Source organism: Streptosporangium sp. NPDC051023, from assembly GCF_040689595.1.
In the GTDB taxonomy this organism is placed as follows: Bacteria; Actinomycetota; Actinomycetes; order Streptosporangiales; family Streptosporangiaceae; genus Streptosporangium.
The window spans coordinates 24,052-38,159 of the sequence record NZ_JBFBCE010000010.1 but is presented as its reverse complement, the minus strand read 5'-3'; the positions used below and the strand labels follow the sequence as shown (position 1 = coordinate 38,159).

The 14,108-nt window shown below is 71.3% G+C and carries 14 protein-coding genes and 2 pseudogenes; 11 read left to right on the top strand and 5 right to left on the bottom strand.

What is annotated here, in order from left to right:
- Positions 1–43: 43 nt before the first annotated feature.
- Both AB0395_RS08975 and aroF read right to left on the bottom strand, forming a co-directional pair.
- Positions 44–328: a YiaA/YiaB family inner membrane protein gene (locus tag AB0395_RS08975; protein WP_366278468.1), complete on the bottom strand. Its 285-nt coding sequence runs from the start codon at positions 326–328 to the stop codon at positions 44–46.
- A gap of 203 nt (positions 329–531) precedes the next feature.
- A complete protein-coding gene (gene aroF, locus AB0395_RS08970) occupies positions 532–1,569 on the bottom strand; it encodes a 3-deoxy-7-phosphoheptulonate synthase (protein ID WP_366278466.1) in 1,038 nt (345 codons plus the stop codon).
- Positions 1,570–1,990: 421 nt separating this feature from the next.
- On the opposite strand from aroF, the gene AB0395_RS08965 reads away from it, so the two are divergent.
- The 4 genes and pseudogenes from AB0395_RS08965 to AB0395_RS08950 all read left to right on the top strand — a co-directional run.
- On the top strand, positions 1,991–2,611 hold the full coding sequence (locus AB0395_RS08965; RefSeq protein WP_366278464.1) for a sulfite oxidase-like oxidoreductase: 621 nt from the start codon (positions 1,991–1,993) through the stop codon (positions 2,609–2,611).
- Between the two features lie 48 nt (positions 2,612–2,659).
- Positions 2,660–3,844: a histidine kinase gene (locus tag AB0395_RS08960; RefSeq protein ID WP_366278462.1), complete on the top strand. Its 1,185-nt coding sequence runs from the start codon at positions 2,660–2,662 to the stop codon at positions 3,842–3,844.
- A gap of 75 nt (positions 3,845–3,919) precedes the next feature.
- Entirely contained in the window at positions 3,920–4,678 is a 759-nt protein-coding gene (locus AB0395_RS08955; protein WP_366278460.1) for a LytTR family DNA-binding domain-containing protein, read from the top strand.
- A gap of 267 nt (positions 4,679–4,945) precedes the next feature.
- A pseudogene (locus AB0395_RS08950) lies at positions 4,946–5,095 on the top strand (ClpX C4-type zinc finger protein); the annotation flags it as partial.
- 653 nt (positions 5,096–5,748) lie between these two features.
- Here AB0395_RS08950 and AB0395_RS08945 read toward each other — a convergent pair.
- Positions 5,749–6,597, bottom strand: a complete 849-nt coding sequence (locus tag AB0395_RS08945; RefSeq protein WP_366278459.1) for a deoxyribonuclease IV — start codon at positions 6,595–6,597, stop codon at positions 5,749–5,751.
- A gap of 261 nt (positions 6,598–6,858) precedes the next feature.
- On the opposite strand from AB0395_RS08945, the gene AB0395_RS08940 reads away from it, so the two are divergent.
- From AB0395_RS08940 to AB0395_RS08910, 7 genes and pseudogenes are all read left to right on the top strand, one after another.
- Positions 6,859–7,257, top strand: a complete 399-nt coding sequence (locus tag AB0395_RS08940) for a 2-oxo-4-hydroxy-4-carboxy-5-ureidoimidazoline decarboxylase (RefSeq protein ID WP_366278457.1) — start codon at positions 6,859–6,861, stop codon at positions 7,255–7,257.
- A complete protein-coding gene (gene uraH, locus AB0395_RS08935; RefSeq protein ID WP_366278455.1) occupies positions 7,254–7,565 on the top strand; it encodes a hydroxyisourate hydrolase in 312 nt (103 codons plus the stop codon). The genes AB0395_RS08940 and uraH overlap by 4 nt, the downstream gene beginning before the upstream one ends.
- Before the next feature lie 2 nt (positions 7,566–7,567).
- Positions 7,568–8,458, top strand: coding sequence for a factor-independent urate hydroxylase (gene pucL / locus AB0395_RS08930; RefSeq protein WP_366278453.1), 891 nt, complete (start codon positions 7,568–7,570; stop codon positions 8,456–8,458).
- A gap of 2 nt (positions 8,459–8,460) precedes the next feature.
- The gene (locus AB0395_RS08925) at positions 8,461–9,444 is read left to right on the top strand and encodes an FAD binding domain-containing protein (RefSeq protein ID WP_366278452.1); all 984 of its coding nucleotides are present in this window, start codon (positions 8,461–8,463) and stop codon (positions 9,442–9,444) included.
- Between the two features lie 88 nt (positions 9,445–9,532).
- On the top strand, positions 9,533–10,726 hold the full coding sequence (locus AB0395_RS08920) for a glycerate kinase (protein ID WP_366278450.1): 1,194 nt from the start codon (positions 9,533–9,535) through the stop codon (positions 10,724–10,726).
- Between the two features lie 129 nt (positions 10,727–10,855).
- Positions 10,856–11,050 (top strand): annotated as a pseudogene (locus tag AB0395_RS08915) (allantoinase); the annotation flags it as partial.
- On the top strand, positions 10,990–11,304 hold the full coding sequence (locus tag AB0395_RS08910) for a hypothetical protein (RefSeq protein ID WP_366278685.1): 315 nt from the start codon (positions 10,990–10,992) through the stop codon (positions 11,302–11,304). The pseudogene AB0395_RS08915 and the gene AB0395_RS08910, both read left to right, overlap by 61 nt.
- Before the next feature lie 24 nt (positions 11,305–11,328).
- Here the strand turns inward: AB0395_RS08910 and pknB are convergent, their stop codons facing one another.
- Both pknB and AB0395_RS08900 read right to left on the bottom strand, forming a co-directional pair.
- Positions 11,329–13,269 (bottom strand): Stk1 family PASTA domain-containing Ser/Thr kinase, encoded by a 1,941-nt coding sequence (gene pknB / locus AB0395_RS08905; RefSeq protein ID WP_366278449.1) that lies wholly within the window; start codon positions 13,267–13,269, stop codon positions 11,329–11,331.
- 76 nt (positions 13,270–13,345) lie between these two features.
- Positions 13,346–14,104: a thiazole synthase gene (locus AB0395_RS08900; RefSeq protein ID WP_366278447.1), complete on the bottom strand. Its 759-nt coding sequence runs from the start codon at positions 14,102–14,104 to the stop codon at positions 13,346–13,348.
- Positions 14,105–14,108 lie beyond the last annotated feature (4 nt).

The window sequence follows — 14,108 nt, the reverse complement described above, 5'->3', positions numbered from 1 at the left end:
GCTGAGCCCCGTCCCGCGGAGCGGGTTGCCCGCGGGACGGGAGTCAGTCGACCTTGAAGGGGTCGTGCTCGGTGAGGAGCTTGTCCAGGCGTGCCCGGTCGACGCGGGTGGTGACGTCGGAGAGCTCCTGGCGGTCGCGCACGCACTTGGCCAGGGTGAACGTCGAGGTGACGACGTAGAGGACGCCGATGGCCAGGAAGGCGCGGACCCAGGTCTCGACCGGGAGATAGACGAGACCGACGGCGACCGCGGTGACGGAGACGCCGAAGGACAGGACCGACTGGACGTAGAAGGCCCCGGTGTGCCGTGGCTGGATCGTTTTGGTCATGCCCCCCACGATCCCCGCCAGCCGGGCGCCGCGCCTGGGTGTTCGTACTTAAATTACCGGTGAGTACGGTATTACTTGCGAGTAGGGTTCGTCGGCGAGTACGGCCCGCCGTTCGTGGGGCGGGCCGTACCCGCCGAGTGCGGACGCTCGGCGGGCGGGGCCAGGAGACGGGGCCAGGAAGGCGGGGTCTGGTGCGGGGAAGGTCAGGCGGAGGCCAGGGCGTCGCCGGTCATGCTCTTGCCGAGCAGCGCGGGGAAGCGGCGCATCACGTCGGCGAGTTCCTCGAGGTCGCCGTCGACCAGCGCCTGAGGGCCGTCGCAGAGGGCCTGCTCCGGCTGCGGGTGAACGTCGATGATCACGCCGTCCGCGCCGACGGCGATGGCCGCGCGGGTGAGGGGGAGCACCAGGTTGCGGTGGCCGCCCGAGTGGGACGGGTCGATGATGACCGGCAGGTGGGACAGGCGCTGGGCCACCGGGACCGCGGAGACGTCGAGGGTGTTGCGGGTCGCGGTCTCGAAGGTGCGGATACCGCGCTCGCACAGCACGATGTCGAGGTTGCCGCGCTGGGCGATGTACTCGGCCGCCATCAGCCACTCCTCGATGGTGGCGTTCATGCCCCGCTTGAGCATGACCGGCTTGCCGATCCCGCCGACCGCCTGCAGCAGCGCGAAGTTCTGCGCGTTGCGGGTGCCGATCTGCAACATGTCCGCGTACGAGGCGACCAACTCGACGTCGTGGGCGTCCACGACCTCGGTCACGACGGGAAGCCCGGTCTGCTCGCGTACGTCGGCGAGGATGCGCAGCCCCGCCTCGCCCAGGCCCTGGAACGCGTAGGGCGAGGTGCGGGGCTTGTACGCGCCGCCGCGCAGCAGGGTCGCCCCCGCGGCCTTGGCCATCTCCGCCGCCTCAAGCGTCTGCTGCGGTGTCTCGACCGCGCACGGTCCCGCGATCAGGGTGACCGTGCCGGGGCCGATCGGCACGCCGCCGACTCTGACCGTGGACCGCTCGGGATGGTTGTCCCGGCTCACGAGCTTGTAGGGGGCCGTCACCCGGATCACCCCGGCGACCCCGCGCATGGCCTTCAGGTTGAGCGCAGTGAACTGGGCCACGTCGCCCACCAGGCCGATGATCGTGCGGCTCACGCCCCGGCTGACGAACGCGTCGCCGCCCGCCGTGCCGATGATCTCCACGATCGCCTCGATATCGCCCTGTGTGGCGTCTGGGCCCATGACGATGACCATGTCTCTCCTTTGATCGTTCGGTGAAAGATCCGTGAAAACGAGAAGGCCCCGGGTCCTTTTCGGACCCGGGGCCTTCTCATTCGCCTGGTGTTTAGCGCAGCACCTGGTGGCGAACGGTCCGACCCACGGGTCCGTCGCCATACCAAAACCAGAACGCAGTACGCATCGCGGCAAATAGTAGCGCACCACGGAGACACGCCGTTGAATCGGCCCGGGACCGTCCCGGTTTCGGTGCGCCGGAGACACGGGGCGTCGGAGGGGGCGGACAGAGGGGCGGCGGAGGGGCGACAGGGGTCCGATGGGGTCCGATGGGGGCGACGGGGAGGGGCGGAGGGGCCTTACCAGGTGGCCGCCGCGACGACGCCGGACGTGCGATGGCAGGATTGCCCCGTGTGATCGGGGCGCGACGGTGAGGGGAGTGATGGTGGAGCGGTCGGAACCTCCGCGGGAGGAGACTCGCCTGCCTCCAGGCCAGTACGTTCCCCGTGGACGCCCGGTGATCCACTACGGGCGGGTGCCCACGTTCCGGCCTGCGACGTGGCAGTTCCAGGTCATGGGGGCGACCGCCTCGGGAGAGCCGCGCAGCTTCACCTGGCAGCAGTTCTCCGAGCTGCCGCGCACCGCGGTCATCGCGGACTTCCACTGCGTCACCAAGTTCTCGATCATGGGAAACGAGTGGAGCGGCGTCTCGGCCGCCACGCTGATGGAGCTGGTCCCGCCCGCCCCCGACGTCAGGCACGTCATGATCTGGGCCGAGTACGGCTACAGCGCCAACGTGCGGATGAGCGACTTCGCCCGCCCGCACACGTTGTTCGCCCTCGAGCTGGACGACAAGCCGATCGCTCCCGAGCGGGGGTTCCCCGTCCGGGTCGTGGTGCCCCACCTCTACGCCTGGAAGAGCGTCAAGTGGGTGCGCGCCATCGAGTACCTCGTCGAGGACAGGCGTGGCTTCTGGGAGGAACGCGGCTATCACAACATCGCCGACCCATGGCGTGAGCAGCGCTACTCCTATCAGGAGGAACCGGGTGAAGGGCCGCCGTGATCGGCGTTCTTGCCTGATTGACAGGCGGGGTTGACTACGGTTTCCCGCATGTCGACCAGTGTCTGGGCGCTGCTCTGCGCCGTCAGGACTCTCCTGGGATTCGTTCTGTCGGGCCGTCGCCCTGTCTCCCCTCGCCATCTGGGCGGCCTGCCCGACGAGGCCACCTTCGCCACCCTGCACGTCGCCGCGCTGGCGGCCCCTTCCCTGCGCGCGGGCCTGACCCGCGACTCCGCCCGCAAGGCGATCCGTCACCTGCGCGCACTGCTGGGCGCGGGCGCCATCGCGGTGACGGACGCGGACGGCATGCTCGCCTGGGACGGTGAGGAGGACTGTCAGCGGGACCACGCTCCCGGCCATGCCCGCTCCGTGCTGTCCTCGGGCAGGCCGCGGGTGGTGACCGGGCACGCCCTCGCCTGCGGCACGCCGGGGTGCGTGATCAGGGGCGCGGTGGTCGTCCCGCTCACCGTCGACGGGCGGGTCGTGGGCGCGCTGGCCGCCTACGACGCCTCGGTCGGCCCGGCGCTGGTCAGAACCGTCACCGAGGTGGCCCGCTGGGTCTCCTGCCAGCTTGAGCTGGCAGAGCTCGACTCCTCGAGGCGGCGCGCGATGGAGGCGGAGACGAGGGCGCTGCGCGCGCAGATCTCCCCGCACTTCATCTACAACTCGCTGACGACCATCGCCTCGTTCGTCCGCACCGACCCCGAGCGGGCCCGCGAGCTGCTGATGGACTTCGCCGACTTCACCAGATACGCGCTGCGCCGCGAGCGGGACTTCACCACCCTGGCCGACGAGCTGCACTGCGTCGACCGCTACCTGCTCCTGGAACGGGCCAGGTTCGGCGAGCGGCTCCGCTTCACCGTCAAGGTCGCCCCCGAGGTGCTGTCCGTGCCGGTGCCCTTCCTGTGCCTGCAGCCGCTCGTCGAGAACGCCATCAAGCACGGCATGGCCACCACCGGCGGGTGTGGCGAGGTGCGGGTGCTGGTCTCGGACGCGGGCTCGGAGGCGCACGTCAGTGTCGAGGACGACGGGCTCGGCATGGATCCGGAACGGGTCAGGCTGCTGCTCGACGACGACTCCCGCGGCGAGCGGGGCGAGGGCGGGATCGGTCTGGCCAACGTGGATGTGCGGCTGCGCCACATCTACGGTGAGGGGTACGGCCTCGTGGTCGAGACCGCGCCGGGCGCGGGCACCAAGGTGCGCCTGCGCCTGCCGAAGCTCTCCTCGCGCTCATAGCTCTTTGTAGTCATATCATTACGTGAAGTCGTCCCGCCTCTTGCGACGGGCGTGGTTTGAGGGCAGCGTGGGGCCATGTTGCGAGTCCTGGCGGTTGACGACGAGGTCCCCGCGCTGGAGGAGCTGGCCTACCTTCTGCGCCAGGATCCCCGCATCGAGCACGTCTCCACCGCCTCCGGCGGGGTGAACGCGCTGCAGGACCTGGTGCAGATGATCGGGGCGGGCGAGCGGCTCGACGGCGTCTTCCTCGACATCAGGATGCCGGGCCTCGACGGCCTCGACCTGGCCCGCCTCATCGGCGGCTTCCCCAATCCTCCCCGGCTGGTGTTCGTCACCGCCCACGAGGACTGCGCCGTCCAGGCCTTCGAGCTGGAGGCGGTCGACTACCTGCTCAAGCCCGTCAGGCCCGACCGGTTGGCGGAGGCCGTACGCCGCCTGGAGTGCGCGGCCTCCGCGACCGGCGAGCCCGAGATCGACGACGTCATCCCGGTCGAGCTGGGAGGCAGGACCAGGTTCGTGGCCCAGCAGGCGGTCAGGTTCGCCAAGGCGAAGGGCGACTACGTACGGCTGCACACCGTGGACGGCAACTACCTGGTGCGCATGTCGCTGGCCGCGCTGGAGCGGCGCTGGGCGGCCTCAGGCTTCATCCGGGTGCACCGCAGCACGCTGGTCTCCGCGCGGCACGTGAGCGAGCTGAACTTCGACGGGGGGCGGGTGACGCTGCGGGTGGGCGCGGAGACGCTGCCGGTCAGCCGCCGCCACACCCGGCGGGTCCGCGAACAGCTCGTTCGTCAGCTCCAGGATCGCCCGCCGTCCTCGGGCGCGCTCAGGTAGCCGCACTCGCCGGAGGTCACTGGAGGTTACCGGCAGTCACCGGCGCGGTCGCGCGCGTTCCGTGAGGCCGCGGACGGGCCCGCCGGTGACCTGCTCCGCTTGTTTGGCTGTGACCGTTTTATTGCTCCATGCCTTTTTTGGGTTTGCTCGCTCCTGCGAGGGCGGGCGTTCCGGAGCGTCGCGAACTTGTCAGGCTGTGCCTGACGTCGTAGGCTCACGGCAAGATCTGTCAGGGTGGGCCTGACAGTCATTGGTCTGGAGGGTCGCATGTCCGCGACGTCGCTCGCCGAGCAGGAAATTCACTGCTCCTTCTGCGCCAAGTCCAAGTCGGAGGTGGAGAAGGTGATCGCCGGTCCCGGCGTGTACATCTGCAACCACTGTGTGGACCTCTGCAACACCATCATCGCCGAGGTGTTGAAGCCGGGGGCGGCCCCGGAGGCACCGGAGGCGCCGGCCGCCCAGGAGGGCGGGGACGTCCCCGAGATTCCCTGGCCGGACGGCATGACCGACGAGGAGATCCTCGACCACCTGCCCCGTGTCGCGGCGGCGAGCGCCAGGGTCGAGGCCGACCTGCAGGCCTGGGTCGACCGGCTGCGTCGGCGTGGGGTCACCTGGGCCAGGATCGGCGCGGCCCTGGGCATGGCGCGTCAGTCCGCCTGGGAGAGGTTCTCCGGCGAGGAGTAGGTGGCCTTCCCGCCGTGGGTGCCGACCGCTCGTCGTCCGCGGTCGGCCGCTCGTCGCGTCGGCACTCTCCGTACATCGACAGCTACGGACCGTTAGGCGCGCTGGTCGAAAAAGGGCGAGTCGCTCCTGGAGTGCCCCTCTAGTGTTCCGTACATCGGAGAGCCGAACCCGCCGCACCAGGGGGGGACAGAGCCGAGAGGCTCGAAAAGACCTGGTGCGCGGAGTCCCTGGGTGACCTGAACGCGTGGTCACCCGTTGCCGGGCCCCTGAACACCGGGGGAGGGGCCCGGCGGTCTCCGGTGTGACGGGACGTCCGCGCTGACCCGCGGGTCTGACCGTGATCCGGCCACACGGGGGCGGCCGGATTGCGAGCGGCGGACGTCCCGTCACACCGCAGGAGCGTCGCGGAGCTTCTTCAGCGTCTCGATGTCCTCGCGGTACTTGGCCGCCGGGCCGGGGGTCTCGATGCAGAGCGGCAGCCCGGCGGCCACCGGGTGGCGCATCAGGGCGCCGAAGGGCAGGGCGCCGATGTGACCGGCGCCGATGTTCTCGTGCCGGTCCTTCTTGGAGCCGCACACGTCCTTCGAGTCGTTCGCGTGGATCAGCCTGAGCCGCCCCGGGGCGATCGCGTGCAGGGCGTCGAGGGTCTCGCCGACCCCCGCGGCGGTCGACAGGTCGTGACCCGCCGCGAAGGCGTGGCAGGTGTCCAGGCAGACGCCCGCCTTCGGGTGCCAGTCGAGGGCCGCGAGATAGGGCTCCAGATCCTGGACGGTCGCGCAGAGCATCGCGCCCTGGCCCGCCATCGGTTCGAGCAGCAGGTCGGGGCCGTCCTCGGGGATCTCCTCCAGCAGCGGGAGCAGGTGCTCGTGCAACTGGCGCAGGGCGTCGTCGCGGGACTGGGTCACCGCGGACCCGGTGTGGACGACCACCCCCCTGGCGCCGATCGCGTGGGCGCGCAGCAGGCAGTGCCGTACGGTGGCCGCCGATCTCTCCAGCGTCTCCACGCTGGGGGAGCCCATGTTGACGAGGTACGGCGTGTGCACGAAGGAGAGCATGCCCGACTCGCGCAGCCTGACGTCCTGGACGGGGTCGCCCGCGGCGAGCGCCCAGCCACGCGGGTTGGTGACGAACACCTGGATCATCTCGGCGCCGATGTCCGAGGCGGCCTGCAGACCGCCCTTGGCCAGGCCACCGGTGACGGAGACGTGTCCGCCGATGAGGGAAAGAGAAGTCATGGTGGAACCAGTTTAGGTGTCACGGCCTGCGACCGGCCTGGCCACGGCGCAGCCCCGACCCGGCGCACGCGGGCCGTTCCGCCACCTCTCGGCCCATCTCGTGCCGTCCTGCGCCCTCTCATGCCCGCCCGGCGTCGCCCGCAAGCCCCGGTCGTCGGCGCCCGCTTTGGAGCATGACACGAAAACGAGGGGAAAACCTTTGTCCCACTTGGGAGTTCTCGCTGCTGGATCCTTTGCGGCCCCGGTGTGTGTACTGCTCACATGCCCAACGTGAACCCCGCGGAGGCGGGGCTGGCGGTCTTCAACGCGCTCGGCGCGGCCGCGGCCGAGACCGAGCTGCTGGCGTGCTGCGCCTGCCCGGTCTTCGCCCGCGACGTCGCCGCGCGGCGCCCCTACCGCGATCCCGCGGAGCTCGCCGCAACCGCGGACGCCGTCGTGCGCGGCCTGGCCTGGCCGGACGTGAGGCTGGCGCTGGCCGCCCACCCCCGGATCGGAGAGCGTGGGGCCAACGCCGGCCGCACACCCGGCAGGGAATCGTCCTGGTCCATGAACGAGCAGTCGAGCGTCGAGGGCGCGGGGCGGGCGGTGCTCGCCGAGCTGGCCGGGATCACCCGGCTGCGCCTGGCCAAGCTGCTGGAGGCGCTGGAGATGATCGCATGAGTCTGTCCACACACGTCCTGGACGCCGCGCTCGGCAGGCCCGCCGCGGGCGTCGCCGTACGGCTTGAGCACGCGGGACAGGTGCTGGCCGAGGGAGTCACCGACGCGGAGGGGCGGATCGGCGGATGGACGCCGGGAGCGGGCGCCAACCGGCTGGTCTTCGACACCGGCGGCTATTTCGCGGCCCGTGCCACGGAGACCTTCTATCCGGAGGTCTCGGTCGACTTCTCGGTCGGCGACCCCGGCGAGCACTGTCACGTGCCGTTGCTGCTGAGCCCGTTCGCGTATTCGACCTACCGGGGGAGTTAGGCATGACCGTCGTTCTCGGACCCAACCGCTACGGCAAGGCGGAGACCAGGCTCGTCCGCGTCGTCAGGGACGGCGGCGTCCACCACATCAAGGACGTCAACGTCAGCTCCGCGCTTTCGGGTGCCATGGAGGAGGCCCACCTGACCGGCGACAACGCCGCCGTCCTGCCGACGGACACGCAGAAGAACACCGTCTACGCCCTCGCCAGGAAGCACGGCGTCGACCAGATCGAGGACTTCGCGCTCCTGCTGGCCCGCCACTACGTGGACTCCCAGCCGTCGATCCACCATGCCCGCGTGGAGATCGAGGAGTACTTCTGGGACCGCATCGGGGAGGGAGAGGACTCGAGGCCACCCGGCGAGCGGCACTCCTTCGTCCGCTCCGGCGGGGAGGTGCGCACCTGTGTCGTCCACCACGACCGGGACGGCGGGACCACCGTGACCTCGGGCCTGGAGGACCTGGTCGTGCTCAACTCGACCGGCTCGGAGTTCTCCGGATTCATCCGCGATGAGTACACCACCCTGGCGCCGACCCACGACCGCGTCCTGGCGACCGCCGTCTCCGCCCGGTGGCGGCACCTGTCGGCGGAGGGGTGTTTCGGCACGTCATACAGTGAGGTACGGCGATGCCTCCTGGAGGCGTTCGCCGGGACTCACAGCCTGTCGCTGCAGCAGACGCTCTACGCGATGGGCAGGCGGGTGCTGGAGACCCGCGGGGAGATCTGCGAGGTGCGACTGGCGATGCCGAACAAGCACCACTTCCTGGTGGACCTGACGCCGTTCGGGCTCGACAACCCGAACGAGGTGTTCTACGCGGCCGACCGCCCGTACGGGCTGATCGAGGGCACCGTGCTCGACGCCGCCGCCCCCGGCGCCGGTTTCGCCTGGGAGTGACGATGGACTTCCTGCGGCCCGCCACGTGGGCGGAGGCGTTGGAGGCGAAGGCCTCGCGGCCGGAGGCGGCTCCCATCCAGGGCGGCACCGACATGATGGTCGAGCTGAACTTCGACGTCCGCCGCCCGGCCGCGCTGCTCGACCTGAACCGGGTCGCCGAGCTCGGCCGCTGGAGCCTGGAGGAGGACGGCAGGCTGCGGGTCGGCGCGGGCGTCTCGTACACGCGGGTGATCACCGAGCTGGGGGACGCGCTGCCCGGCCTGGCGCAGGCCGCGCGCACGGTCGGCTCACCGCAGATCCGCAACCGGGGCACCGTCGGCGGAAACCTCGGCGCCGCCTCGCCCGCGGGCGACAGCCATCCGCCGCTGCTCGCCGGGGACGCCGTCGTCGAGGTCGAGTCCGCCGCCCGCGGCGTGCGGATGATCCCGGCGGGCGAGTTCTACCTCGGCGTCAAGCGGAGCGCCCTTGAAGCCGACGAGCTGATCAGGGCGTTCTGGATGCGACCGGCGGGCGGTCCGCAGTACTTCTCGAAGGTGGGCACCCGCAACGCCATGGTGATCGCCGTCTGCTCGTTCGCGATCGCGCTCCATCCCGGCGAGCGGCGGGTCGGCACCGGCATCGGCTCGGCCGCCCCGACGCCGCGCAGGGCGACGGCCGCCGAGGAGTTCCTCGCGGCCGAGCTCGACTGGGACGCCGGGCTCGACCCCGCACTGCTCACCCGCACCGTCGAGGGACTCGCCGAGGGCGACCGGCTCGACCCGCTCCAGGAGGCCTTCATCGAGTGCGGGGCCGTACAGTGCGGCTTCTGCACCCCCGGCCTCCTCGTGCAGGCCCACGACCTGATCGAGCGGATCGCGCTGCCCTCCGACGACGAGATCCGCGAGGCCCTGGCGGGCAACCTGTGCCGCTGTACCGGCTACGAGAAGATCCTCGACGCCGTACGGCTCGCCGCCGCCCGCAAGGCGGCGTCCTCGGGGCAGGTGTGATGATGGTCCTTCATCTCGCCGGACCCCGGCACGCGCCGCCGTCCGCCCGTAGGAGGGGCGGGCGTGCCTTTCACATCAGGGAGCAGGGTTGTCTCAGTCGTCGGGCCACGTCGTCATCGCCCCGGACAAGTTCAAGGGGTCACTGACCGCGGCCGAGGTCGCGGCGCACGTGGCGCGGGGGCTCGGCCCCGGCGTCGCCACGGTCGAGCTGCCCGTCGCGGACGGCGGTGACGGCACCGTCGAGGCGGCCGTCGCGGCCGGGTTAACCCGCGTCGAGGCCGACGTCACCGGTCCCGCGGGGAACCCGGTCCGTGCCGCGTACGCCTGGCGCGACGCCGGGGCGGGCGAGCACGGGCCGACCGCGGTCGTCGAACTGGCCGAGGCGTCCGGCCTGCGAAGGTTGCCGGCCGACGGGGAAGGGGGCGCCGGGCTCGCGCCGCTCACCGCGACCACGTACGGCACCGGCGAGCTGATCGCCGACGCCATACGGCGCGGCGCGCGGCGGATCGTGCTCGGCCTCGGCGGCAGCGCCTCGACCGACGGCGGCACGGGCATGATGCGGGCCCTCGGCGTTCGCTTCCTGGACGCCGACGGGCAGGAGCTGCCGGACGGTGGCGCGGCCCTGCGCGGCCTGGAGAAGATCGACAAGTCCGGGCTCGCCGCCGTGGGCGACGTCGAATTCGTCGTGGCGGGCGACGTGGACAACCCCCTGCTCGGCCCGTACGGCGCCGCCGCCGTCTACGGCCCGCAGAAGGGCGCGAGCCCCGAGGACGTCGAGCTCCTGGAGCGGGCTCTGGCCAGGCTCGCCGCCGTCGCCGCGCACACCCACGGCCTGCTCGGCGCCATCGAGCACGACGGCGTGGTCCGTCCCATGGGCGTCGCGGCCCAGCCGGGCGCGGGCGCGGCGGGGGGAACGGGCTTCGCCGCCCTGGCCTTCCTGCGGGCCGACTTCAGGCCAGGCATCGAGTACATGCTCGACCTGCTCGGCTTCCACGAGCGGATTGAGGGCGCCCGCCTCGTCATCACCGGCGAGGGGGCGCTCGACGAGCAGACCCTGCGCGGCAAGGCCCCCGCCGGGGTCGCGGCCGCCGCGGCGAAGGCGGGGGTCCCGGTCGTCGCGGTGTGCGGGCTGCGCGCCCTCGGCGAGGAGGAGCTGGCCGCCGCGGGCATCACCGCCGCGTACGCGCTCACCGACATCGAGCCGGACCGGGCCCTGTGCGTGTCCGAGGCCGGGCCGCTGCTCGAACGGCTCGCACGCACCATCGCACAGACGCGTCTCTGACCCGGGCGTTCTGACCCGGGCGTTCTGACGTGGGCGTTCTGACGGGCACCAAGGTCCTACCGGTACCGAAGGAGGAAGACATGCGGGAGCAGGACATGGCGGACCCGGTCATCCGGTCCCGCAGGACCGTGCTGCCCGGCGATCCGCTCCTCGGCCAACCGCGACGAACTCTGGCGAGGGCTCACGGACGGCGTCCTGAACTGCGTCGTCTCCGACCACTCGCCTTCGCCCCCCGAGCTGAAGGTGCCCGACTTCGCCGCGGCCTGGGGCGGGATCTCCTCCCTCCAGCTCGGCCTGACGGCCGTCTGGACCGAGGCCTCGCGGGCCCGGGCGTCGTCAAGCTCGCCGAGATCGACACGGCCAACCTGCTCTTCAACGCTCCTGCCGAGGTCTCCCTCAGTGGCACCGCGGATGGGGAGACCTGGTTCGAACTGCTGCCCAGGACCCGCCTGCAGCCGGACACCCCGCACCGCTTCCGCATCGAGGACGCCCCCGTGGCGACCCACGTCAGGGTGGACATTCACCCCGACGGGGGCCTCGCCCGCGTCCGCCTGCACGGTTTCCTCAGCGGCGCCTGACCTCCGGGGGCCGCGGGTTCCCGGTCAGTGCCAGAGGGTCACCTCGGTGCCGGACGGGACCTGCTGGCCACCGGGCGGGCGCTGGGCCAGGACCCTGCCTCTGCCCATCCCCTTGCGCACGCTCACCTTCATCCCCGCGGCGCGCAACTCCTCGCGGGCCGCCTTGACGTCCTTGAACATCACGTTGGGGACGATGACGAGGGTCTGTCCTGGGCTGTTGTCACCGGGCACGGTGTTGTTGTTGATCTCCCAGGGCCAGTGCCACTGGGGGTTGTTGCACAGCGACAGGGTCAGCCTGATGGCCGCCCCCTTGTCGGTCTCCGCGTTCGGCTGCGGGTCCTGGGCGATGACCGTGCAGGGCTGGGCGGTGTCGGTCTGCTCGACGAACTCGGGCAGGAATCCCGCGCCGCGCAGGAAGGCGTCGGCCTGGTCGCGGGGCATGCCCCTGACATCGGGCGCGACGAGGCCCGCGCTCATCATCAGGTCGACCTTGCTGCCCTCCCTGACCCGGTTCCCCACGGCGGGGACGGTCCGCATCACCTGCCCGCGGGGCACGGTGTCGCTGGGCTGCTTCTTGACGTCGTCGACGGTCAGTCCCGCCTCGGCCAGCTTCGACCTGGCCTCGGCCTCGCTCATGCCGACCACGTTGGGCACGGCGATCCGCTTCGGGCCGTCGGAGGCGATCAGGACGAGCTTGGCCTGCTTGTCCGTCTCTGTGCCCGCCACCGGCTCGGTCCGGATCACGTTGCCCTTCTGCGCCTTCTCGTCGTTCTCCGGCTTGCCGATCTCGACGAGGAACCCGAGCCCTCTGGCCTCGCTCTCGGCGACCTTGATGTTCTTGCCGACGAGCACGGGCACCGTGATCGAGGTGTTCTGGGAGAACAGCCAGCCGGTTACCCCGACCGCGACCACCATCACCACGGCCAGGGAGACCACGAACCAGTTCGGCCTGAAACCGCTCCGCGCTTTGGGGACGGGCGGGTTCAGATCGGCGGCCGGGCCGGTGAGCAGGTCGCCGCGCGGCTGGATCAGGGTGTGGTTGGCGTTGACCGCGGCGGGCGCGGCGGCGGGGCCCTGCTGAGGCCCGGTGGGGGCGGCGGGCGCGGGACCGCTGTCCCTGGGCAGCGTCCGGTGCGCCTCGACCGCGGCGACCAGCAGCGCGGTCGCGTCCGCAGGGCGCATCGCGGGGTCGCGCGCCGTCGCCTGGGCCACCAGCGCGTCCAGCGGCGGCGGGGTGCCCGGCAGCAGCGCGGAGGGCACGGGCACCGTGTCGTGCACGTGCCGGTAGGCCACCGACATCGGGGTCTCGCCCTCGTACGGCTGGCGCCCCGTGACGAGCTCGAACAGCATGATCCCGGCCGAGTAGACGTCGCTGCGGGCGTCCGCGGCACCGGAGGTCACCTGTTCCGGCGACATGTAGCCGATGGTGCCGATCATGACACCCGTGCGCGTCTGGTTCGTCGCCTCGATCGCACGGGCCAGGCCGAAGTCGACGACCTTGATCCGTCCGTCGTCGGCGAGCAGCACGTTCTCCGGTTTGACGTCCCGGTGGATCAGCCCGGCCTGGTGGGCGGCGCCCAGCGCGGCGAGCACCGGGATCATGACCTCCAGGGCTTCGCGAGCCGGCAGCCTGCCCCGTGAGCGGAGCACGTCGCGCAGGGTGCGTCCCGGCACGTACTCCATCGACAGGTAGACGTTGCCTCCGTCGGTGCCCTGGTCGAAGACGTGCACCACGTTCGGGTGCGACAGGCTCGCCACCGACTTGGCCTCGCCGATGAACCTGCGCACGAAGGTGGGGTCCTCGGCGAGGGAGCGATGCATCACCTTCACGGCGACCGTGCGGTCGAGCCGGACGTCCAGAGCCAGGTATACGGTCGCCATCCCGCCCCGGGCGATCCGGGACTCGACGCGGTAACGCCCGTCGAGGAGTTTCCCGACCAGGGGATCCGTAAGCGTCGTGTCCACCCGGCAGAGTTTACGGGCGATTTGGCGCTCACAGGGTCGCCGTGTTCGAAACCGATGCGGAGAAGTTGGCTGTTTTCTACGGAACCATGGGAGAGGACGCCTCGGCGTAGCGGCGGCGGGGGATTCGTCCCGCGGACCTGGCCAGGCGGCCCGCGACGACCGCGGAACGCATGGCCTGGGCCATCAGGTCGGGCCGGTGTGCCCTGGTCACCGCGGTCGCCAGCAGCACCGCGTCGCAGCCGAGCTCCATCGCCAGCGCCGCGTCACTGGCGGTGCCGATCCCGGCGTCCAGGATCACCGGCACGTTCGCCGACTCCACGATGAGCTCGATGTTGTGCGGGTTCCTGATGCCCAGCCCCGAGCCGATCGGCGCGCCGAGCGGCATCACCGCCGCGCAGCCCGCCTGTTCCATCCTGCGGGCCAGGGCCGGGTCGTCGCCGATGTAGGGCAGCACCACGAAGCCGTCGGCGACCAGCCGCTCCGCGGCGTCGAAGGTCTCGATGGGGTCGGGCAGCAGGGTGCGCTCGTCGGAGATGACCTCCAGCTTCACCCAGTTCGTCTCCAGTGCCTCCCTGGCCAGCCTCGCGGTCAGCACCGCCTCACCCGAGGTGAAGCAGCCCGCGGTGTTCGGCAGGACCTTGATGCCGCGCCTGCTCAGCACGTCGAGCACGGAACCCCGCGCCGACGGGTCGAGGCGCCGCATCGCGACCGTGGTCAGCTCGGTGCCGGAGGCGGCCAGCGCCTGCTCCAGAACGTCCAGCGAGGGAGCACCCCCGGTGCCCATGATGAGCCGGGAGGAGAACTTCTCCCCCCCGAGGAGCAGATCGTCGTTCATGTCC

Excerpts from the sequence above, each read along its gene's own strand:
- AB0395_RS08955 (WP_366278460.1), top strand. The coding sequence starts at position 3,920 with ATGTTGCGAGTCCTGGCGGTTGACGACGAGGTCCCCGCGCTGGAGGAG.
- AB0395_RS08940 (WP_366278457.1), top strand. The coding sequence starts at position 6,859 with ATGCCCAACGTGAACCCCGCGGAGGCGGGGCTGGCGGTCTTCAACGCG.
- aroF (WP_366278466.1), bottom strand. The coding sequence starts at position 1,569 with ATGGTCATCGTCATGGGCCCAGACGCCACACAGGGCGATATCGAGGCG.
- uraH (WP_366278455.1), top strand. The coding sequence starts at position 7,254 with ATGAGTCTGTCCACACACGTCCTGGACGCCGCGCTCGGCAGGCCCGCC.
- AB0395_RS08900 (WP_366278447.1), bottom strand. The coding sequence starts at position 14,104 with ATGAACGACGATCTGCTCCTCGGGGGGGAGAAGTTCTCCTCCCGGCTC.
- AB0395_RS08925 (WP_366278452.1), top strand. The coding sequence starts at position 8,461 with ATGGACTTCCTGCGGCCCGCCACGTGGGCGGAGGCGTTGGAGGCGAAG.
- AB0395_RS08965 (WP_366278464.1), top strand. The coding sequence starts at position 1,991 with ATGGTGGAGCGGTCGGAACCTCCGCGGGAGGAGACTCGCCTGCCTCCA.
- pucL (WP_366278453.1), top strand. The coding sequence starts at position 7,568 with ATGACCGTCGTTCTCGGACCCAACCGCTACGGCAAGGCGGAGACCAGG.
- AB0395_RS08960 (WP_366278462.1), top strand. The coding sequence starts at position 2,660 with ATGTCGACCAGTGTCTGGGCGCTGCTCTGCGCCGTCAGGACTCTCCTG.
- AB0395_RS08945 (WP_366278459.1), bottom strand. The coding sequence starts at position 6,597 with ATGACTTCTCTTTCCCTCATCGGCGGACACGTCTCCGTCACCGGTGGC.
- AB0395_RS08975 (WP_366278468.1), bottom strand. The coding sequence starts at position 328 with ATGACCAAAACGATCCAGCCACGGCACACCGGGGCCTTCTACGTCCAG.